This window comes from Pelotomaculum isophthalicicum JI, assembly GCF_029478095.1.
GTDB lineage: Bacteria > Bacillota > Desulfotomaculia > Desulfotomaculales > Pelotomaculaceae > Pelotomaculum_D > Pelotomaculum_D isophthalicicum.
This window is the reverse complement of sequence record NZ_JAKOAV010000011.1, coordinates 60,696-82,655: the sequence shown is the minus strand read 5'-3', so window position 1 is coordinate 82,655 and position 21,960 is coordinate 60,696. Positions and strand designations below refer to the sequence as shown.

General features: G+C 47.9%; 18 protein-coding genes. 6 read left to right on the top strand and 12 right to left on the bottom strand.

The annotated features are described in order from the left end of the window. Positions 1-4: 4 nt before the first annotated feature. The 3 genes from L7E55_RS07690 to L7E55_RS07680 all read right to left on the bottom strand — a co-directional run bounded on the left by L7E55_RS07690 (position 5) and on the right by L7E55_RS07680 (position 1,348). A complete protein-coding gene (locus L7E55_RS07690; RefSeq protein WP_338091189.1) occupies positions 5-127 on the bottom strand; it encodes a hypothetical protein in 123 nt (40 codons plus the stop codon). Between the two features lie 335 nt (positions 128-462). Continuing rightward, entirely contained in the window at positions 463-543 is an 81-nt protein-coding gene (locus tag L7E55_RS07685) for a recombinase family protein (protein ID WP_277443552.1), read from the bottom strand. Between the two features lie 7 nt (positions 544-550). Beyond that, positions 551-1,348 (bottom strand): recombinase family protein, encoded by a 798-nt coding sequence (locus L7E55_RS07680; protein WP_277443534.1) that lies wholly within the window; start codon positions 1,346-1,348, stop codon positions 551-553. 550 nt (positions 1,349-1,898) lie between these two features. On the opposite strand from L7E55_RS07680, the gene L7E55_RS07675 reads away from it, so the two are divergent. Continuing rightward, a complete protein-coding gene (locus tag L7E55_RS07675; RefSeq protein ID WP_277443533.1) occupies positions 1,899-2,492 on the top strand; it encodes a hypothetical protein in 594 nt (197 codons plus the stop codon). Here L7E55_RS07675 and L7E55_RS07670 read toward each other — a convergent pair. Continuing rightward, positions 2,474-2,632, bottom strand: coding sequence for a hypothetical protein (locus tag L7E55_RS07670; protein ID WP_277443532.1), 159 nt, complete (start codon positions 2,630-2,632; stop codon positions 2,474-2,476). The genes L7E55_RS07675 and L7E55_RS07670 overlap by 19 nt on opposite strands. A gap of 38 nt (positions 2,633-2,670) precedes the next feature. On the opposite strand from L7E55_RS07670, the gene L7E55_RS07665 reads away from it, so the two are divergent. Continuing rightward, positions 2,671-3,120, top strand: a complete 450-nt coding sequence (locus L7E55_RS07665) for a hypothetical protein (RefSeq protein ID WP_277443531.1) — start codon at positions 2,671-2,673, stop codon at positions 3,118-3,120. 597 nt (positions 3,121-3,717) lie between these two features. Here L7E55_RS07665 and L7E55_RS07660 read toward each other — a convergent pair. The 3 genes from L7E55_RS07660 to L7E55_RS07650 are packed head-to-tail and all read right to left on the bottom strand — an operon-like array spanning position 3,718 to position 6,518. Then, positions 3,718-4,854, bottom strand: a complete 1,137-nt coding sequence (locus L7E55_RS07660; RefSeq protein ID WP_277443530.1) for a hypothetical protein — start codon at positions 4,852-4,854, stop codon at positions 3,718-3,720. Beyond that, complete coding sequence (locus L7E55_RS07655; RefSeq protein ID WP_277443529.1) at positions 4,841-5,530, bottom strand: P-loop NTPase family protein; 690 nt, start codon at positions 5,528-5,530, stop codon at positions 4,841-4,843. Before L7E55_RS07655 ends, L7E55_RS07660 begins: the two co-directional genes overlap by 14 nt. A 49-nt stretch (positions 5,531-5,579) precedes the next feature. Continuing rightward, positions 5,580-6,518 carry a helicase-associated domain-containing protein gene (locus tag L7E55_RS07650; RefSeq protein WP_277443528.1) on the bottom strand — a complete coding sequence of 313 codons (939 nt, stop codon included), beginning with the start codon at positions 6,516-6,518 and terminating at the stop codon, positions 5,580-5,582. 330 nt (positions 6,519-6,848) lie between these two features. On the opposite strand from L7E55_RS07650, the gene L7E55_RS07645 reads away from it, so the two are divergent. Beyond that, a complete protein-coding gene (locus L7E55_RS07645) occupies positions 6,849-6,992 on the top strand; it encodes a hypothetical protein (RefSeq protein ID WP_277443527.1) in 144 nt (47 codons plus the stop codon). A gap of 331 nt (positions 6,993-7,323) precedes the next feature. On the opposite strand, the gene L7E55_RS07640 is transcribed toward L7E55_RS07645, so the two are convergent. Beyond that, positions 7,324-7,650, bottom strand: a complete 327-nt coding sequence (locus L7E55_RS07640; RefSeq protein WP_277443526.1) for an SWIM zinc finger family protein — start codon at positions 7,648-7,650, stop codon at positions 7,324-7,326. A 201-nt stretch (positions 7,651-7,851) separates the two neighbouring features. Here L7E55_RS07640 and L7E55_RS07635 point away from each other — a divergent pair, with 201 nt between their 5' ends. Beyond that, the gene (locus L7E55_RS07635; RefSeq protein ID WP_277443525.1) at positions 7,852-8,082 is read left to right on the top strand and encodes a hypothetical protein; all 231 of its coding nucleotides are present in this window, start codon (positions 7,852-7,854) and stop codon (positions 8,080-8,082) included. 357 nt (positions 8,083-8,439) lie between these two features. On the opposite strand, the gene L7E55_RS07630 is transcribed toward L7E55_RS07635, so the two are convergent. Both L7E55_RS07630 and L7E55_RS07625 read right to left on the bottom strand, forming a co-directional pair. Continuing rightward, positions 8,440-11,079, bottom strand: coding sequence for a DEAD/DEAH box helicase (locus L7E55_RS07630; protein ID WP_277443524.1), 2,640 nt, complete (start codon positions 11,077-11,079; stop codon positions 8,440-8,442). Positions 11,080-11,101: 22 nt separating this feature from the next. Next, entirely contained in the window at positions 11,102-13,687 is a 2,586-nt protein-coding gene (locus L7E55_RS07625; RefSeq protein WP_277443523.1) for a DEAD/DEAH box helicase, read from the bottom strand. Between the two features lie 428 nt (positions 13,688-14,115). On the opposite strand from L7E55_RS07625, the gene L7E55_RS07620 reads away from it, so the two are divergent. Next, positions 14,116-15,063, top strand: a complete 948-nt coding sequence (locus L7E55_RS07620) for a 3'-5' exoribonuclease YhaM family protein (RefSeq protein WP_277443522.1) — start codon at positions 14,116-14,118, stop codon at positions 15,061-15,063. A 99-nt stretch (positions 15,064-15,162) separates the two neighbouring features. Next, entirely contained in the window at positions 15,163-16,167 is a 1,005-nt protein-coding gene (locus tag L7E55_RS07615; RefSeq protein WP_277443521.1) for a helix-turn-helix transcriptional regulator, read from the top strand. A gap of 6 nt (positions 16,168-16,173) precedes the next feature. Here the strand turns inward: L7E55_RS07615 and L7E55_RS07610 are convergent, their stop codons facing one another. Then, positions 16,174-19,386: a DEAD/DEAH box helicase gene (locus L7E55_RS07610; protein WP_277443520.1), complete on the bottom strand. Its 3,213-nt coding sequence runs from the start codon at positions 19,384-19,386 to the stop codon at positions 16,174-16,176. A 26-nt stretch (positions 19,387-19,412) separates the two neighbouring features. Further along, positions 19,413-21,941 carry a BREX-1 system phosphatase PglZ type A gene (gene pglZ / locus L7E55_RS07605; RefSeq protein WP_277443519.1) on the bottom strand — a complete coding sequence of 843 codons (2,529 nt, stop codon included), beginning with the start codon at positions 21,939-21,941 and terminating at the stop codon, positions 19,413-19,415. Positions 21,942-21,960 lie beyond the last annotated feature (19 nt).

The following is a 21,960-nucleotide window of genomic DNA, read 5'->3' as shown; positions in this document are numbered from 1 at the left end:
ATTTCTATTCCTTTTCCGGTTTATTCTTCTTATACCTTCCGTCTCTCGGCTTTTCCGCATCTTTCGGTATTGCCCAAGCGTTTCCAAAAAGGACAGCACCGGGCACCTTTCCTTGAGCGCAAAGCACCTGGACCCTCCGCTGTGTAATTCCCCATAGCCTTGATGCTTCTCGCGCTGTGATATAATCCATAAATCCAGTCCTTTATAGGAAAACTCTGTATATTTCATTATACATCCATACCGCGAACAATACAACGGATTCCATCGATAAGTTGATTATTTTCTAGAAAAATAGCGCTATTTGTAGTTTTAGGAGAGAAAAGGCCAAAAGTCTCTTATCAATTGGTCTTGAATATACTTTTTCTTGAATATACTTTTTTATTAGGGTGAATTCGCCCTAATTAAAATTGATGTTATGCACGCAACAAAGTTGGGATACTTTGTGTTTGCGTATTATCGAACCTATGAAGACTTCCTACGCTGCACTTTCTCGAAAACCTCTTTGGTGATGATCGCTTCATGATTCTTCTCTATGAGATACATTGGCAGTTCACCGTTTATTTTTCACCTGCTTATGTGTCAAGCAGTCCTTAACAAAAGTTTTCTGTGACAATACTGTGCCGATATATTTTTCATTAGAAAGAATCCGATCAATGGTAGATGTGCTCCATTCTCCTTTCCCTGTCACAGTTTTTATACCGTTCTTTTCAAGATAAGACTTGATTTTACGGCAACCGTAACCATTCAGATATAAATCATAAATGAGCCGGACAATTTCAGCTTCTTCCTCCACAATAACCAGTTTACCGTTCTCGTCTTTCGTATAACCAAGGAAGTTAGTATGATTCAGCTTTATATGCCCTTTTTCAAAACTACGTTGAATTCCCCACTTGATATTCGCACTCTTTGATTCACTCTCACTTTGAGCAACAGCCGCAGCTGCGGTAATGATTTTTTGCATGCGCCAATCAGACGAATCCAGCCACTCCATTTCAAAGTAGATTGTAATACCCAAACCGATAAGTTCATTGAAGCTTCGCAAAAAAGGAAGAGTATTTCGTCCAAAACGGCTGATGGACTTGGTGATAATGTAATCAATTTTTCCGGCACGGCAGTCTTTCATCATACGGCTGAATGCGGTTCTGTTATCAAAGCGCGTACCTGAGGCCTGCTCAGAATAGATACCTGCAAGTACCCAGCCCTCATGATTGTTGATATAATCTGTATAATATTGAATCTGCGAATCCAGACTGGTCCGCTGTTCTTCATAAGCTGTGCTGACCCTGCAGTAAGCGGCAACACGTAAGATCTCTTTCTTGCTTGCTGGTATTTCAATAATGTTTTTCATTTTAAGTACTCCCTTCTTTTTTAAAAATAAAAAGCATGACAGTCAAATGACCATCATGTGAGGCTTACTACTTGCTGTTTTTAGTTGTAATTATGAGAAAAAGCTACATTTTCTTGTGCGTTTCGACAAGAAAATGTAGCTTTTAACATGGTGGAGGCGGGCCGTACCGTATCAAATCAACAGCAGAGAAACATATACTTAAAGCCTGTAACTTCCTCCCCTCAGTGAAGAAGTAAAGGGTATCCAGGTTCGGAGACCATAAGCTTTCGCCAGACTACGGGCACTGTCACCGCGCCACTACTCTGTAGGTAGCCCCAGGGAGATACTTTGTAAGAAAAAGTTAACCTTTGAGCCAAGAACATCTTACGTATACAAGGACTCGTTTATACAACCCGATATGTTCACTTTTCAAAGAACTGTAGTTCTTATTATACCATGAATTTATTTGGGTAATAACATAGCTGAATCCCTCGTTTAAAAATGAGGGGATTAGCCGGAGTAGTTTTTTAAAAAAACCCGTCCCACATGTCTTTTGCAAGCCGCATGAGACATGTGGGACGGGCTAATCTTTAAGACTACCACCGAGCCTCCGCTGAGTGGCGGCTACACCAGCGCCAAACAGCCAAAACATACCGGCATGCAGGTCCCGTCGCTGATGCGCACGGGGTTACCCGCAGCGACCGGCTGGGCCTGGTTGGTACCCGGGCGAAAAACAAGTTTGCCGGATCTGGGACCAGAGCGCGGTGGCCGGCTGTGGCCGGTTCTGTCTAATACTATTCCAGAGAGGACCTCTGTTCGTATAGTTAATAACCCAGGCGTGACGCGGCCGGCCGGAGCCGGCGTTCGATGGTACTCGGTGCCTGTGCAGGTATCAAATATCTTCTGGCCGGCCGGGTACCGACCTGGCAGGGTGTGGTCCGATACTGGTGGCCGGCTTGGTTCCTGGGCAGAAACCTATAAAGCTGGCCTTATGGGGCCTATTCGCCGGCACTTATGGGCTTGGGTAGCCGTTGTGGCCGATCCGTATGGCGTGGATTTCCTCGCTGAGCCTGGCCGGTGTCCCTGCCAATCCCCCGGGCATCTACCCACAACGCGGAGCAGCCTGATACCCAGGCGAAGACCTGGTTACTCCACAAGGCCCTGACTGCCGTAGCAGGCCTGATCTTCTCCTCGCTCCGCTTTGCCGGCTCCGGTCCTCAACTGTCTGACCACTCCTATTCTCCCGACCGCCCCGCCTGGCCCATGCCAAGGGCCTGCTAGCCCCTGCCGTTCCAAGCTACCCAAGAGCCCTCTGCCAACTCCAGCCTGCCGTCGTTGGGGGTGTGGCTGGCGCACCCATGATGTCGGTGCCTGCTGGCCGACGTAGCTGGCCTAGTGGTCCGCCAGAAGTAAACCTCCGGAGTCTACCGCTCCACCAATTGACCCCCACTTCAAAAATACCCTCTAGGCGTACAAGGGTTCGATATGGAGGAATTTTTGCAGGGGCGGGTATCTTTCTATCCCCCAGGAATTTAAGCGTAGCCACGGCTTCCCATAAGGCCGGCAACTGCCCAGCCAGTACCCAGAGCGGCAGCCGCGCCCGGTTCCCTCATGGCAGAGCCTTAGGCGGGCAGCCGCCCGCCGTTAAGATGGCCGGCAACCGCCGGCTCGGGACCCGTGAGACAGACCCAGCGCGGCCAGCGCAGCCAGCGGCGCGGCAGCAATCCCAGAGCCTGGCCTGGGCGGCCGGAGCCGGCTCCTGTCCCAAGCGACTTCAGCCGGCCGACCCCTGAAGCCGTCCCTAAAGCTGGCCAGCTGAGCGCCGGGTGAGGACGTAGCTCCGAAAAGGAGCGGGCGAAGGCCTGGACCCCGGAGCTGGGTTGTCTGCCAGCCAGTCGAACCACAGAGCCCGGCCACAGAGCGGCCTGGCCGGCTGTCTGCCCGACATGCACGGACCCCAGGTATTGACATGCACATTTAATCAGGCCCCTGGTGGGCGTAGCCGGCCTGGGGCTTCCTTATTGACCCGAGAGTTAGACCCTATTGCATCCTCCTTCGAGTACAACGGCATTGTCGCTTTATATAGCACCGCTAATGTTTGGCGTGGTCGATCGTCGCACAGCGTACGGCCTGAATGTTCTGCCAGGAGGCGGGAAGCGCTCAATTGCACACCTCAAGCGGAATATGGCGTAGCTGCACCCGTCTGGACATTGATCCAGGTAAAAAGAAGGCGGCAACTGCCGGCCGTGGGAAGCCACGCAACGTGTGGCCCACAGCATTTTTGTTAACATCTACAGAAATAGACAGGTTAACATTTCTTTTCTTTCGTATTTTGCATAGCCGTCAGGTACGGAGCATAACCCGGGAGCACTTCCATCATTCTTCTTTAGTTAATGAAAATCTTGCTTAAGTTTATACCTAACTACATCAGGAAGGCGCCGGCTCCTTTCTGACAGCACCTTTAAAAATTCCCTATAATCACACCAGGCATCACGAGTTTTACCTTTTAGGTTTTCGAGGGTGAACACCAAAAAGAAATCATGGGTCACCAGTTCCCCAAAATAGTCCATAATAGCAATGATTTGAGGATCATACGTACAGGGTATACATGTTTCAAAGTCTGCCGATACCACAATGGCCCGTTCTATCCATTCATCAGGGTAGCTTTTTTTGCTAATGTGCCATCCCTCGGCAGTCAATTGCACGTAGCACTTTTCACCATTATCCATGTACCGAACCAGCCCAAGCCTTTCACTTATTTCTCTTACCCGAACCAGACCGGAAAAAACCTCAACATTGATCCAGTCTTCCTGTTGGCGTTGCGCCCGTGCAAGGATAGTTAAAAATTCAAGCGTTTCTTCGGAACGGGTTTTTGCTGCCACCCACTCATAAAAGTCCCACTTGCAATCATGCCCCATGTCACTATACCAAGATAACAGCTTTCCCCTGTCCGGAAAGATAACCCCATTTTTAATATAAATAAGCCGGCGATCTTTCAGGTATTCTAGTATTTCACGCAGCCAGTGGTCATCGCAGAGGCCCAACTGTCCAGATAATTTTTTCATTTTTTGAGAAAAGCTCCTGGGTTTATCCGGATTCATTACTACTTTCTCTCTTTGAATAAACCCCAGCAATAGTACCAGTTTGAGGAAAGCACTTGTCACGACGGGTCGTGGTACACCAGGGAAAGTCCCGACTACTTTCGGGTAAAAATGGGCAACGTAAAGTTCTCTTAGATCATCAGGGATCTGACCATGAAAAACCAAACCATACCTTGACAGCGTACTCTCTACACCTGGGCCGGGACTTTTCCAGCTGTACACCATTTTCTTTAACGTACTGACAGAACGCGGACCCAATCGGTTCAAGAGCCAATCAATGCTCCTACTATGGGTCAAAAAATCTATAATTAATTTCTTAATATGTCCCAAATAAAAATTATCTCCCACTCCAACAACTTGTAGAGCTAGCGCAATTTCCCATACACGCTCTTCACCTACCCTATCGAGAAAATCAATCAGCTTCATCAGTAATATCCCCCTCCAGAAGCTCTTCCACCGAAAGAATGCGGTACCGATAACCGTAATTGATCAGCCATCTGCGTCGCTTTGAATAGTCCTCTTCCTCGATGCTTTTCGCCGACACCAGCGAATATAAGAACCCCCTATTCACTCTTCTGTTGTTTTTTATGATTTTCCCTAGCCTTAAGTATTCTTCTCTCTTTGAACCCTGCTGATAGGACAGAGCAATCATTATTTCGCAATTTTCCACCGGTAATTTTTCTATAGCAGAGGTGCCGATTAATCTTGTAATCTTTCCTTGGTTAAAATCATCCAACAATTGTTGAAGATATTGGCAGACAACTGCTTTAGCGATTACGGGAATTTGATGTTCATTGCCGGCCTCTTCCGCCAGGTTGCGATAGTAGGACACAATAATCACTTTCTTTGTCCAGAATGCCGCCAGCAAGTGGCTCAAGATTGACTTTTTCCGCTTGTTGCCGGCGGCGATTCTCCTTAATTTCCTCCAGTTTCGCTCATTTTCGTACTTTTCCTTATCCACGCCTTCGAGGGGTACCTTTATCTCATAACACGTGACTGGTATTTGAAAACCCAACCTTTCCAGCGTTCTGGGGAGGATCTCATACCACTTTGGTCCAATTAAGGCAAAAACCAGGTTGCCTTTCCCGTCAGCCCTCGCCAAGGTTGAAGCTAGCGCAAGTTTATGTTGGGATTCAATACCGGCGGTCTGTTCATACGTTTCGGCCGGGCAAATGATGGGCGTCGTCGTAAATGACTATCCCCCATTTCAATCCGGACATCCCTTGATAAAACTCGTCGATATTTACTGCCTGTTCGTACGTAGAAATTATGACAGGCATAAACGCACCACCCGAACGAGGGAAAAGGCCCACGTTTTCGGGTGCCAAATCCGTTTTGTCCAGAATTTCCTTTTTCCACTCACCGGCACTTGCAGGGTTTTTTGTAATGATGAGGGCTGACTTTTTCAATTCTGCGATGATTTTTAAACCTACTAGTGTTTTACCTGCACCAGGAGGCATGATGATGACCCCGCCACCACCGACCTTTGCATTGTGCTTTAAATATGCCTCTACGGCCTCCGCTTGATAAGGCCGTAAGGTAAAGGGTAGCCCTTCCCTGGTATGGGAAGAGATATTTATGTCCACAGTCTCTCCCAAATCATTAGCTGCATCGCATACGAAAAGCTCCAATCCAAATAACATCTTTTTCAATTGAACCCGATCTGCTGCGCGAAAACATAGTGTTACATCATTTGGCTGCCCCTGGACCATAGCAGCAATATTTTTGTCATCACTGACCCTATCTATGATATCTCTACTTAAGGCCACTAAATATAGAAAACCGCTTTCTTTGTACAGCTTTAGTGTTCCAAATTCAGTAATATTTCTTCGAATGGAATCTTTCAGGGAATATGGAATTTGGTTTACTGAATTCGATTCTATAAAAGACAAAATATAGTCCGCCGTGATATTCTTGGCGGCTGCCGACCACAAAGCATAGGGAGAGAGTTTGTAAGTGTGGATTTCTTCAGGGGTTTTCACCAAGTCCGCGAAATCTGTTAGACGCTGTCCTAGTTGGCCGTCTCTGTCCAGCCATTCCAATAAGTAAATGGTTCGATCACGGTGTACTACAAGTGGCATTGCATACATGATTTTCCCCCCTGCCAGTCCAACTATTCTTAGATTACGTTTATGACGGCAGGGAAATCCTTAGAAGTTGTCCAAACCTTTGCTTTTAAAATGTGATCTCAAGAAAAATTAAAGCCCCGAACGTGCGGTTAGCAGGTCCGGGAGTTCCTTCGACCCACAGAACCCGGCATCGCAGGGCGGAGCTATGAAGGAGTGAAGCATGCCCCCGGAGCACTACCAAGCGCGGCCAGGCCGGAGGCTGTGACCGGAGAGTTCTAGCCTACAGCAGGCCGGAGGTTTGGCGGCGCGGGCAAAGACCTGCGGAGCCCGGCCCAGGCAGCTCCGGAAGCGGTGTTTGGAGCGGGAGCGAAGCAGAAAGCGGAGCAAGTGGCTGCCGGCATACCCGTAAATCTGGCTCAAAAGCAAGCCGGCAGCCTTGCGGAGTGGAGGCGAAGCGGGAGTGTGGAACACACGGCTTCCGGCGCAGGGACCTAAAAACCCAGCCCAGCAATTCCGGAGCCGGAGCTGGCACCGAAGTGGAGCGCTAGCACGGGTGGAGGTTCAGGACCCGTAAGCTGACCAGTGTGCCGGCTATGCGCCGGAGGAAGGAAGCTTCTCCTTCAGTCGGCAAAACCAGCTTGGCCGGCACTATGGCCGACATGCATGATGTAATTGATGAGGCCACAGGCGGGCGGTAGCCGGCCTGTGGCTACCTTTGATCCCGGAGCCTGACCCGGAGATAGGTCCGCAGCGCGGCTGCTTACCAGAGGGCCGGCAGCTGCCGGCCACACCTGAGCGTTGGCAAAAAAAGGGGAAACACCCCCCCCTACATTTGCAGTAAGCCAACCGTGCTACGTGTGCTTCTAGCATACGCCTGTACACCCAACTCATGGAGCGCCAGGGCCGCAATGTGTTTGCAATACGCACCACGCTTCCGCCGGTCTTCGCAACTGCAAAAAACTGCATGGCCACGGCCTACGATAGAAAAAGCTACACTATATACACGGACCCCTCTCTTGCCTATGCTGCGCACCTTCGCACGAATCTCTCCACTATCGCGCACAACATCCTCAACAACCAAGCTGCGCTGTACTAAACCCGCTACCGCTCTACCCAACCTGCCGTCGTCAACCTTCACTAAAATCTTCCTCACCTGTACCAGCCTCCTTTTCTTGACATACACTACAGCGATCGGGAAGGTGTCAAGAGCCGGAGGCGGAGCCGTAGGGCGTAAAAAATATTTTTAACCACGAAGCCTGGCCGACGAAGCTAAAAAATATTTTTTCGCGTACTCTTGACAGCTGCCCGGGAGGCCCACGGAGGCCGCGCCGACGGGGGTCGGAGCTGCAGTACAATGGGAGAAGAGGGAGGCGATTGTCCGTATCGGCACAGCGAAGCGCCGGGAGCTCCCGGCTCCCAAGATTGGGGGCGGGGGCTGGGGGTTGAAGGACCCCGGAGACAGGCATGGTCAGGACCTCAGAGCTGGGCTGTCTGGCCGGGCTGGCTGACCTACGAAGCCAGTACTTTAATGCCAGCCCGGGTAGTCTGCCCGACCCCGGCAGAGCCGGCAAGCCCGCAGACTTAATTGACCCACAGAGCCCGGCATAGGAGTGGCCCGGACGGGCGCTAGCCGGTCAACTGCTTCTTTTTCTTTGACAACGAGATAGTCCGTTTTCAGACAAATAAATCTACATACCGGTACGAGTGCACAGCTGCGCGTAGCTTTTAAGCCTGTAACGCAGTTACGCATCTGGAGCGGCCCGGCTGGTCTGTTATCGCGGGGTATAACACCTCTTATGGGTTTTGACGGCAACCGGCAACCGTTACGCATAGTGCATTTATCTCGGGTGGTCATAATATCGTCAACATCCCCACCCTTACACCACTCTAGGTTAGGAACTCGCACGACGGGTCAAGTTAGTATCAACGCAGTGTAAAAGGTTTAAAATAATTCAACACCGCATTGTGGACACAATAAATCTCTGTTTACATCCTCATTCCCACAATTAATGCATAAATATCTTTGATCACCCTTTATTAAACGTAGCCCCATATCCTTAACCCTTAATACTTTTCCGTTTTCCATTTCCAAATGGTAAAAAATATCCCCTCCATCTTCGAAATACTTAACTACCGTGCCCTCAGCGCCTGAACGCATGGCAACTATCGCACCAGGTTGGAATAGAATCCGGCCATATCTCTCAATCATATCATCGGCTGACATTTCATCGGCAAGGTCACTGATTGAGGTAAAACCTCCCATACTACGGTGTTGGTAAGATGAAGAGATGCTTATCTGAGGGCTGGTTTGCTTACAAAGGTCTTTGATCCTGTACAAAATAGATAACGCCTCTTCTTTACTTAGATGTTCATTGTCTTCAAACCACCTAGGCACCTGAATGCAAGCCGGGCAGCCCCGGTCGAAGCTTTCAGGATCACAATGGTCACATTTAAGCAATCTTTCTTCTACCGGTTGGAGCAGATCTAAAAAAACGTCAAATAGACCAGCGGAAATACCCAAGCCCCCTGAAGTAATATCAAAAAAGTATATAACCGCATAATTATCCAATTTTTTAATTACTGCGTGGGTGGCAATATCTGCACTGTCACAAGAATTATGGATTGTATATAAATTAGATACGGCATGGGCGAAGGCGTTTAAACCATTACGCCTGCATTCTCCAAACCGTGGTAAAAACTTAAGCCATACTCCTTCTGTTATAACTCGTCTTTGTAAGGGGCTTGGGTATTTTGTTTGGACCCATTTATTATTGATCCTTTCTTTATAGCCCGTAGTACGGGTTATTACAGCTACTGTACTGTGGTACATTTCTAACATTTCAGGCCAAACAGCTTTTCGAAAAATTGTTCCACCCAAAGCTTTTTCTTTTACCGTAACATAGCCGGCCGGTGATGTGCCGGCTGACTTTTTTTCTCTCTTGACCTTAATTATATAATCTCTGTTTAAAATTCTATCTACCCGGTATGCTTCACCCATATGTCTGTAGACAGCCTGTGGGTAAGCCTCTCTCAATATCTGAGACCAAGTGATCGTGCCAAGACGCTTATCACCACCGGTGGTAAATATTTCATAGGTCGGGTCATCAATACCTCTAATTCCAAAGAGGTTATGGGGATCATTACTGGTTAAAATATCATCAACGATGTCAATATTATTTATCTTTTCTTCCAGTTCGACAAAATCTTGACCAAAAATATCGGCAGCAAGCTCTGGATTATCAAAATTTCCACTTTCCACCCTTGCACAGGAATAATGTGATAAAATTAGCTGTCTATTATCTAAATGTAGGGCTAATTCTTCGAGTGGGCGTTCATATAACTTACCTGGATGGCTGCGATAATAATCATCGATTGAGTTATCAGAAGGGAAAATTAATACCTTTCCCTGGCTACCTGAACTCCGTCCAACCCGGCCGACCCTTTGCCAGAAACTCATAGCAGTTGACGGTAAACCAATCAGTAGACAATATTCCATATTGGGCAAATCCACCCCCAGCTCCAGGGCTGATGTAGATATAACGCCGCAAAGCTTTCCATCCCGCAGCGTATTCTCAATTTTTTGGCGGTCCTCCACTTCGTAGCCGGAGCGGTAAGGCATTACCTTGCTCTGCAAAGCAGGGTATGCTAGAGTAAGTTCGTTATAGTATTGCTCAGTTAACCGGCGAGAATAACAGAAAGCAATAAATCTTAAATTTCCTTCCGTTAGTGTCGCTATTAGATGGTTTAAATCACCGGCCTTTCCGACCTCACTATCATCAGCAATACCGGTAAATATAAAGCGCCTGCCAACCGATGGCGTACCGTTTTCTTTTTCGTCTATAACCGTAAATTTAAGCGATGTCAACAATTCCATATGCCTTCCCGGGTCGCGGGACGTGGCGCTGGCAGCAAGGATTTGGTATTCAGATCCTTTTCTCCGGCATACTTGCCTCAGTCTTCTCATAACAAAAGCCATATTACTGCCGAACGCTCCGCTGTAAATATGGCACTCATCCAAAATTACATATTTAAGATTTTGGAAAAAAGTACTGTATTCTCTCTCATTATTTCGTTTTAACATGGTAGTATGTAATACATCCGGGGTACAAAGCAATATTCGCCCTTTCTGCAAGGCTTTTTTTCGTCCTTCCGTATCTACATCGCCATCAAAGCGGTAAATCTTATCACCCAGACCGAAGCTGGCAGCCATATCTTGCAATGCCTTTAATTGATCACCGGCCAGGGCTTTTGTAGGGTAAAAAAATAAAGCACGGCTATTTTGCTCGGTCAGTAATTCATTAAATACAGGCAGGGCAAAACTAATGGTCTTCCCGGAGGCTGTACCAGTTGCCAGTACAACATTTTCTCCCCTAAGCGCTGCATCTATACCCAAAGCCTGGTGCAAATACAGTTTTCCCTGAAACTTACTTTGCACATAAGCTAAAATCTTGGGATGCAGTTCAGGGCAATTTAAATACCTGCCATCCCTTGGGGCCTGTATGTGTTCATGTTCGATGCTGAAACCGGATTGGCGCAACAACATTTCAATGCTTTCACTAACTTCCATTCTGTGTCCTGTCATTTGCCTTCCCTCATTTCTATGTCTATCTCAATCGAACTCCACAAACCGGACAGGATGTTTCTTCAAAATCAATTAGTTCCTCACCGCAATTCATACACCATCTTTCGACTTTACCTTGGATCAGCGTCAGCCTGCTCCCCAAATATTTGGCCTCCTGGTCGCCTATTCGGATACTATATAGCCTGTCCTCAATAATCCCGTTATTAAAGGCCGCACTATTTAATACAATGCCCTCTTGATGCTTTCCGGTATAAACCAGGGAACCACTAACCAACATTGTACCACCGAAACATTTGTCGCCATGCCGGTCAAAAAGATGATTTTTACTATTAAAATCTTCTCTAACTTCTTCTTCAGCCGGCATGTGCGTGCTGGTTATAATTGATAACTCATTAATTAGTTTTATTGTTTCCTTGCGGGTATTACCAGCGTAATTAAACCAGCTATTGCTGATTACACACTTATAGCATCCATAATCCGCTGTTTCCGGGTTGGCAAGACAGTTTGGACATTGGGAAACATTGTGTGACGCTACCTGAAGCAGATTTTCAAATAAACTTACCACTTTATTAGTTATACCAAGGCCTCCTGCAGTAGAATCAAACAGATAAATATGGGCTTCATTATTTTCCTTGCTCCAAGCATAAGATCCGATATCGTCTTTGGAACAATGATAAACAATGGGATAAGCGTTTTCCAATGCACCGGCAAGACCCATGACCGAGCCATGAGTAATGCTATCCAGCCCGGAGAGGCTAATTACCGTCCCGCTAGTCACAAAATATCTGATCATTGGCTGTGGGTAGGAAACTTCATTATTCTTTTTATTCATAGTTTCCGTATATCCTGTTAACTTCTCCGTAATACTTAAACTTGTTTTCCATACCTTTAGACCGGGCCAAATTTTTGATTTTATCACCCGGCTGGTAGCTCTAGGCCTCACAAAAACTTCTGTTTTAGGACGAGTTTGGGCCATAGGACAGCGGGAATCGACATAAATCTTATGATCGGTGTATGAAATTTTTGTAACCCTATACCGCTTTCCTAAATGAAGATATATGGCGCCTTTGTATGCCTCCCTTAAAATCTGTGAATAGGTAATCTGCCCGATGGGCGGGTCATCACTATGCTGACCATGAATGATAATATAGGTCGGATCATCCACACACCTGATCTGAACCTTAAAATGAGGAGACTGATCATATAATATATCATCCGGGTAGTCGTATAAATTCACATGGTTCGCAATTTGTATAAATCCCCTATCAAAAATATCTTCATCAAAATCCGGTACCTCAAAATTAAGAGCTTCAGCTCTAGCGCAGGCAAAATGATCAATTAAAATTTGTTTATTTTCAAGATTAATAATCAGTTCCTCCATAGGTCTTTCAAAAAGTTCTTTCGGATGGCTAAAGTAATAATCATCATATGGTGAATCGCCTGCACAAATAATCACTGCACCAGGTTCTTTACGTCCTACTCTTCCCGCGCGCTGAACCATACTAATTTTATTTCCGGGTAGACCAAGCATTACACAAACATCAAGGTGAGATATATCAATACCCATTTCTAAGGCCGAAGTACAAAAAAGTCCTGCAAGTTTGCCTTTGGCTAAGGCGTCTTCTATAGCAGTTCTGTCCTCAACCTCATAACCGGCCCGGTAGGGCATGATCCGATCTCTAATATCGGGGTATGCCTGCTTAAAATTTATTATTAAGTTTTCAACTTCTTTACGGGTATTACAAAATAACAAAAATTTTTTACCGGATAATATTAAATTCCTGGTGAGTTTTAAAATGAAGGTATTAAGCTTATTTTCCTCGGGAGGGCTGATCAGATAATATTTTTTACCAGCCATAGGACTGCCGTTATCTTTTTCACTAATTATTTCAATATCATCTATTCCGGTAAGAGCTTGAACATGTTTTTTAGGACATCCAATAGTTGCACTGGACAATATGAATTGAGGTGAGTTATTATGATTTTTACACACCTGGCGCAGCCGCCTTACGACCATTGCCATGTGCGTACCAAAAGCGCCACTATAGACATGACATTCGTCCAACACAACATATCTTAAATTGGCAAAGAACTCCTCGTAATATTCCTCTTTATTTAATCTTAATAAAGACGCATTTAAAACATCCGGGGTAGAAACCAGCAGCCGGCCGTTTTTAATAGCCTTTAAACGCTCCTCCCCTTTTACATCGCCATCATACTTTTGAACAACATCCCCTAATTTTAATAACGTCGACCATTCTTTTAGTTTTTTAATTTGATCGTTTGATAGAGCCTTAATTGGAAATATAAACAAACTCCTTGCTGAATGGTTTTTTACCAGCTCATCTAGGACAGGTAAGATAAAACAAAGTGACTTACCTGATGCTGTAGATGTATTTATTGCCACATGCTTGCGATTTAAACTAGCTTCAATACTTTTGCTCTGATGTGAGTATAGGCCGCTCCGGTATTTTAACATTGTCAACATATACAGGCGACCATCTAACCCTTTTGGTATGCCTCTCATATTTCCTTGACAAGGTGGTTCGTCTCTCGTGTAGATTATTTCAGCAGAAATTTTACTTAGAATGCTTTCTATTTCTTCCACCCGACAACCCCCTATTATGCAAGTTCAAAAATCTAAATATTAACATCCAAATATTGAACTTAAAAAATTACTTAAAAAATTATAAAAACAATTTCCGACAATAGTTTGTCGATTGCACTAAAATTTTTCAAACTACTATGCTACTTGGGACAAATGAAATTAATTAAATGAGAGCTTTCCGGCCTTCTCATCCGCAGTAGAAGAGATATATCTTCCTGAACATCTATTACAATCTATTATAACCCAACACATACCATCGTTGGCACAATCATGTGATATTACCAATTGTGGAAAATAAATTTTTACTTTCCCAGCCGTTGCCACAGTTTCTACGGAACCAGTTAATAAATATTTTTCAGGTGACAAACTGCTCACAACCTATCAGTTTATAATTATTGCTGAGGGGTTTTTGACAGGAGGGATTCACTTTGGCAGAAATTTTCATAAATCAGCTCAAGTCCGGCCAAGAAGTGAGCGCTACTTTCGCCCTGAGGGTAAAAAAGCTTATGCCCTTACGTAACGGAACAGGTTATTATCTTGCTGTTGTTCTGGGAGACAGGACCGGCCAGTTGGAAGGCCGGATTTGGGAATCAGTATTTGAGACTTATCATGGCTGCAAGGTTGGGGACGTTGTTAAAGTACAGGGACAGGCCACTGAGTACAATGGAAAGCTTCAAATCCAAATCTCAGCAATGTCAGTGTATCAGGTTAATGAAATTGACCCCAAGAGGTTTATTCCGTCCAGTGCTTTGCTCCTGGAAACCGCAAGAGAAAAACTCTTTTCGATACTTGAGTCCTTGCAGGAGGTACACCTGAAAAGCCTGGTATCCCTCGTTCTGTCGGATGAAGATTTCATGAACGCCTTTATTACGGCCCCCGCCGCCAAGCGCAATCACCATGCCACTATCGGAGGGCTTTTGGAGCACAGCCTGGGTATCGTGTGCGCTGCTGAGGGGATGGTGCAGGTTTACCCAAATTTAGACCGGGATTTATTAATAACCGGCGCGCTGCTCCACGACTTAGGTAAAGTGGAAGAATACCGCTTCCGCACCGGTATAGATTTCACCGACGAGGGTCGCCTGCTCGGGCACATAGTCCTAGGCGTCCGCCTTCTTGATCATTACATCGGGCAACTGCCCGGTTTCCCGGAGGACCTCAGGCTCAAGCTGACCCATATGATAGTCAGCCACCACGGGCAATACGAGTGGCAATCGCCCAAAAGACCCAAATTCATAGAAGCCGCCGTTCTGCATCATCTGGATATGATCGATGCCGCTGTGGATATGTTTAAATCCGCTGCTGAGAGCCGCGATGACCCGGAAGATCACTGGAGCGGGTGGATAAAAGGCCTGGACCGGTACGTTTTTTGCAAATAGAAGGTCGCGAAAGAAGGAAAATTTAAAGGCTTGGTCGTATTCCCCTTTGTAGGCACAATATTCCTTGTTTAACTTACTATGCACAAAGGGGGATAAAAATTGGCCGGCCCTGATACGACAAAGGCGCTGAGAATAGCCAAAGTGATCGAGCTTTTGAATAAAAAAAGCCCGTACGGAGGCGTATCATTAACGGAACTTGCGGACTCCTGCGAGGTTACTACCAGGAGCATACTCCGCTATCTTGACCAAATAGAAAATGATCTTCATGTTTCAATAGTCAGGCCGGAGAAAAACACCTCCAAGAAGGAAGGCTTATACCGCTTGGATGCCGGCTATTTACCATCAGTCAGCCCGGAAAACGCGCTGATTATTTTACTCAGCATGTTACAGCAACAGGGCTCAGCCCTGGCCGGCCGTCTTAATGAAATCAAAGACGCGTTAATCGGAACGCTTTTTAAATACAAGTACTCGCCTCAGAGCTTGCCGATTGAGCAGATGCAGGAGCGAATTTATGTTGTGGAAGAGCATCTGGCCGACCCTGCCGGGGTAGGCGAAATATTCGCCAATCTGGTGCAGGCCATCAAAGATTGCTACCGGGTAAAGCTCTGGTATTACGTTGCACACAGTGGAGAAAATTCAAAGCGAGTGGTAGAGCCATACGGCTTAATTTGCAAGCACCATAACTGGTACCTGGTAGCCCACTGCCTGAAGAGAAACGATATCCGCGTCTTCCGGGTGGACCAGGTTTCAAATGTTATCCCTTATACTTCTGAGCATTTTGAATATCCTAAAGATTTCTCGCTTAAAGACCACATGGCCCATAGCTGGGGTGTGATTAACGACGGCGATGTTTGTAAAGTTAAGCTAAAGTTCAGCCCTCAGGTTGCCCGCAGGGTAAAGAACCTGGTCTATCATCCCTCACAAGTAATTCAAGATGAACTTCCCGACGGGTCCGTCGTGATGTCTTTCGAAATCTGCGGCATTGATGAAATGAAAACGTGGCTCGTGCAGTGGGGAGATATGGTGGAGGTTCTGGAACCGGAGTGGCTAAGGGAAGATATGTGTGAGATTGCCAAGAGGATATTGGAGGTATATAATAATTAACGATTTTTAATCCAACACCTTGCTGACCCATACGACTTCCTTATTCTCAATATAATATAGATATGTCTTCTCTATCCACTCACCCAAGTCTTGTCTGTGCTCTCGTGAAAGCTGATAAAACGGGCTATCCGTGGTTATAATCAGTCGGGGCTCTCCCTCTGGTGTTTCGCTGTAAAAGTCGACCATCCCAAACTCGTCGAATACCTGCAAATTAGTACGGCCGGACAACAATTCGTAACGCTGGATGGAACCAATCCAGTCCTCATGTATTGACCGGGCCGTGGAACTAATATTTGAACTATCACCGGGCCGCAGGGTTATCTTCAGTAGCCGCCTGGCCGGACGCATTTGAATACTCCGCTCCCGTTCAATCTCCGTTATTCGCTGCTCCCGGCGCTCTTCTATTTCGATCAACTGGGCATTCATCTGGTTAATCAAGGCGCTAAAACGTTTATCTACATTCGTTGCGCGGTACTCCGTCAGTTTTCTCATGGTTTCCCGGTACTGGGCTTCAAAAGCCCGGCGCAAGAACTGGCTTTTCTTATTCAGCTGCTCTTCGCGCTTATTCCTGAATTCAACCATTTTCTGCATGGCCTTGTGAATAGCCTGGTTGCGAAATTGCTCTTCCTCCACTAGCGGCTTCGAACCAACTACGCCACTGAAATCCGCGCTATAAAGCCAGTAGGGATTCAGATAAATAAAGCTGCCGTTTTCCCGCCTGGCGATATGTAGTAATTCTCTGGCCAACTCCCGGCCGGTGCCGTCAACAATACCCACCTCATAAATTTCCACTAATAAAGGTTCTTTGGTCGGGTATCCAATTTCAATGTGATCCAGGGCGATACTTTGCCACTCTTGCCTGGTTAACGCCATAGCCAGCTTGTACAAAGGATGCTCTCCGGATAAAAGCTCCGCATTGTCCCCTGCCAGTGATTCATTGCCGGTTAGCCGGTAATTAACATCGTCCAGCCGCACCCTGATGTTTTCTCTCCGGGCAAAATCCCGCACCGACTTTGGAAAATGTTCGATACGAAAATAATCTTTACTCTCCCCTTCCGCTATAGCTACCTTACGGGCTGTTAAGGCTTCTTTCGTAAACTGAGCGTAAACGCGGGAAGGAACCCGGTTAATGAAAAGGGTATTTTGCTCCCTGCGCATGCCCGGCAGATCGATACTTTCTTCATCGAGCCGCTCCTCGGCAGCCACTTGCAGCAGGCGCTGGTGCTCTTTGGATAAGACACGGTCAATTCCTTCTATAATCTGGTCCAGATTCTGCCGGTTTAACACGCACTCCTGCATCAGTTCAGCCAGGGTGATCTCATTATCCTCCAAAACATCACCAATAAAATCATAAACCAGATCTTTACCCAGGTCTTTTCGCATTTGCTCAATTTTCTTAAGAAGGGTACGCATCACATCCCCTTCACGGGTATTTCCGGCTACCAGATTAAAGACAAAGACCTCGTTTTTCTGCCCGATGCGGTGGATACGGCCCATGCGCTGTTCCAGCTTATTGGGGTTCCAGGGCATGTCGTAATTAATCATCTGGTTGCAAAACTGCAAATTAATCGACTCGCCGCCGGCATCGGTAGCCAGCATGATCGGGCACTGGGTGCGAAACAGCTCCACCTGTTCCCGGCGCTGTTCCATCGAGAAACTCCCTTCGATTTTGGCCACCCGGGGCACCCGTCCCAGGAGGCGGCGCTCCAGGTAAAGGAGTGTATCGCGGGCCTCAGTAAAGATTAAAATCTTTTCCCCTTTGTTCAGCAGCCCGTTTTCACCAAAGATCGTTTCCTCCAGCTCCTGATACTTGCGCTCTACATTGTTCATCCGGATCTGCGCGCTCTTTTTCAGTAAAAGCTCCAGTTCTTTCTGTTCCCGCTCCAATTCCTCAAGGTTTACCTGTTCAAAGACAAGCTCTGCTTTTTCTTCCAGCTCTGACTGCGCTTCCGGTGTTTCTTCTTCGTATTGTTCCGGATCAAAGGAGATGAGATCTTCCTGTAGTCTCTCCCTTTCTTCCAATGTAACCTTGATGAGTTCAACTATTTTCTGATGACGCCGCTCTAAGGACAAATGGATAGCTTCCAGGGAAGAGCTCAAGCGCCGCTGCAGCAGCATCATAGTAAAGGCAATCCGGTTATTGCCGCTGCGCGCAGCCTGGTTAAAATGCCGGCGCACATACTCGGTAACCGCTTCGTATAAATCCAGCTCAGCCGGAGAAAGCTCAAATTCAATGGTTTTAACCCTACGTGGCGGGAATATCGGAGTCCCGTCAAAATGAACCATTCTTTCTTTCAGACGGCGAATAATAAAGGGGTTTACCTTATCACGCAGAGTTTCCTCGGCGCTGAAGCGGGAAAAAATGTCCTGGTCGATTAATTGCATCAGGTGCCGGAAGTTCTCCATGTCCCCTTTGTGAGGTGTGGCGGTAAGCAACAGGCGGTGAGGCGCATGGCGTAAAATTGATTCACCCAACTGGTACAATTTCGTGCGTTTTATTTTGCGCACTTTCTTGCCCTGGGTATAAGCCGCCATCTTGTGCGCTTCATCCACAATAACCAGGTCAAAACTGGCGTCCCGCACCAGGAGCGTGATATCATCCCTGGAGGCCCAGTAGATGGAAGCCAGGCAAAAAGGATATTCCACAAAAGGATTTTTCCCACCGGCTTCTGAAACAGTAGTCCGGGAAATGATCTGAAAGTCCAGGCTAAATTTTTCTAAAAGTTCATCCCGCCATTGCACCAGCACCAGAGGCGGGACCAGGATTAAGATCCGGTCCGCCATGCCCCGGGCCTGGAGTTCCCGGAGCAACATCCCGGCCATAATCGTTTTGCCGGCGCCCGGGTCATCCGCCAGCAGATAGCGTACCTGGGGCGACTGCAGCATACGGCCGTAGACCGCCTCAATCTGGTGGGGCAGCGGGATCACCTGGTGACTGCCCAGCGCCCTGGTCTTAGAGAATTTGCTTTCTTCCTCCAGGGCGAGATACTGCAAATATCGCTGAAAGGCAGCGGCACTTAAGGCAGGCCTTTCCCTGCCTTCTGACAGCCGTTCCACCAGACCGAACTGAAACTCTTCCAGCAATGTTTCATAGTAAGCCCGGGTGTCCCGGCCCAGCGCTTCCACCAGGTAAAAGCAGAAAGCAGACGGTTCGCACTTTTTTATTTCCACCGTCTCCGGCCACTGGGGTCCACGGACAATTTCTCCTGCACGCAACATATGGCAACCCTCAAATAACTATTTCTTTAAAATATTGAGTTATATAAACGCAATTCCAGCTCTTCTTCCCGGTATGGACTGGTCCCGCCGCTGGATACATCCTCTAAGCGCAGTAAACAACGCTCACCGGAGAGATAATTCTTTTCCCGGAACGAGAAAAATACTTCCACCTGGCGGCGGCCGGCATCTTCCACGGAATCAAATACCAGTATGACCTCGTTGGAAATCCGCTCGTCTCCCTGATAAAAGGCCATCCGCAGGTGGCGGGGGCGGAACTCGTTGTCTACTTTTTGCTCCTGGAAGAAAGTTGCCTTGTAACGGTAGTCAGTAACCAGGCGCTCCCGGTTAACCAGGCGGACATCCACCAGCTTCTGTTCGGTGCGCCGGTTCACCCCGCGTTTCCGGCAAATAATCAAAGGGAGGATGGCTTCCTGGGGCAAAGCCCCGCCATGCACAAAGCGGGCGCCGCCCGCGGCCGCGAAGCGGTTCAACCCGGCCGCGAGCACGGCCTCTTCCTCCACGCCGAGATACGCTAAGGACAGCTTCCTTGCTCCGGCGGGAACGGACAGGCCTACACCTAAGGCAAAACGGCGGTTGCCGGAAAATATTTTTCCTTCAACCCTTTCTGCCTTTTCCGTCGGCTCCAGCGGAGCCGATTGAAATAAAAAGCCGTGGTCGCTGGTAATGATGATCCTGGCCGCCCCGTAAGTCCCGAAAAGCCTGCCGGTACTTCCCTCCAGCTCGCGCAACGTATCAGCCACGGCACGAAAAGTGTATAGTTCGGATTTCTGACTGTCGCCGGTGGAGTCAATGATATCGTGGTAAAAATAGACTACCCGCCGGTTTTTCAGCCAGGCGGCGGCGTCCTTGGTCTGCATAGCCATAAACTCTTTCAATTTCTTGGCCCGGGAAGCCGGGTGACGCTTTTGCAAAACCGCTTCCCGGTTAGCTAAGCTTACAGTCGGCTGCCCGTCCAAGTCAACGTTGCCGTTTTCCCGGAAGGAGAGCTTCTCGCCGGGCAGCAGGCCGGCCATGCCCAGGGCGGTGTAGCCGGGTAAAGCCGCCTGCATGGGCTTCAATTCAATTTCAACATTCGGTTTCTCTTTTAACCGCGCAGCCAGTTCTGCTCCGGCCTCGTAGCGCAGGGCATCAGAGATGATCACAAATACACGCTCTGATGGACGCCTGAGCAGTGGCTCAATCTGCTCCTGATAAAAACGCCACTGTCTGGGCACACCCCCGACCGGCCATTTTTTGAGCAAAAATTCATCCAGCAGACGGTCTGTCCAAAGGGCAATCTTCGCCAGAAAAACATGATTATACCAGTACTCGATGCGCATGGCCAGTCCCTGCAACACTTCGGGCGCGTGGGCATCCTGGTAGCCGCAGAAAAAGTGCCGCGCCAGCTGGTCGGCCTGGTATAATTCACTGCTGTACATCTCCACCCATTCCCGGCCGTCCGCCGGCGCCCGCATCCCTTCAAACCTCAACCTGGTTTTAACCAGGCGAAGGGCGGCCTCCAGAGGCCGGTACAAAGGCTCATACCGGTTGTACCAGTGCTTCGAGCGCCTCTCGCTTAATATCTCATTCCATAATTCTTGATTGACTGTTTCATGTTCGAGCTCTTCCGCCAGCTTGCGAATAATTAATTCTTCAGCCACCGGGAAAGTGTCACAGCGCTGATAGGCTTCTACAGGCTGATTACCCAGGATACCGGCAATGCCCCACTCTGTCTGCAGCTCTTTCAAGTAGGATGCCAGCACATCTGCCGCCTGGCCTGAACTGCTCAGCCAGTCGTCGATAAAAATGCGGCAGCTGTTGGCAAGCCGGGATTTGTAACCAGCCAGCGCTTGCGGCAGTTCAAAGTCCACCGCCAGGGCAAAATGGTTATACACAAGGGTATTAAATAATTCTTTCAGCGACGGCTCTTCGGCCTCATAACCGAAATTATCGGCCACAAATCTCCAGAAGTCATCAAGATTAAAAAATTTGGCTATATCCTGGTAAACTTTATTATGTTCATCGTCTAAACCCTTTACCAACACCTGGCGCATGATCCGGCCGGGTTGGGGTGAGAGCGTGCCCGCCAATACTGCCAGCATGCCCAGAGTCAATTGCTCCCGGGTGGGCTCCGGTGGTAAAATGCTCTCCAGCCTCTTGGCACGGTCATTGCTGTTAAAAAAGCGGCGGTGTTTTTGGAAAAAATCCCGCACCGCCAGGTGCTCCACATGGAAGCGGCTCATCAGCACGGCAATGTCGTCGGCCTCAAACTTCTCCGAATAGAGCAGGATATCCAAAAGCCAGTTTTTTCTCCGCTCCGGCTCCGGAAAGCGCGCGTAGACCAGGTAAGATTGGCTGGGGGCAACTACCTCCAGCTGGTACTTCGTAGTAAACTGATTGTCTTCGGTTAACTCCCAAACGTCCACGCCAAGCGCGCTTAAGGCCTCACGGACCGGTTCCAGCTCCCGCTCCGGGTTGGTGTCATACCAAAAGACCAGCTTCCGCTCCGAATCACCGGTGCGGAAGCGATCAACTAGCTTGTCTATTACATCCAAGCAAGTCACCTACTTTATC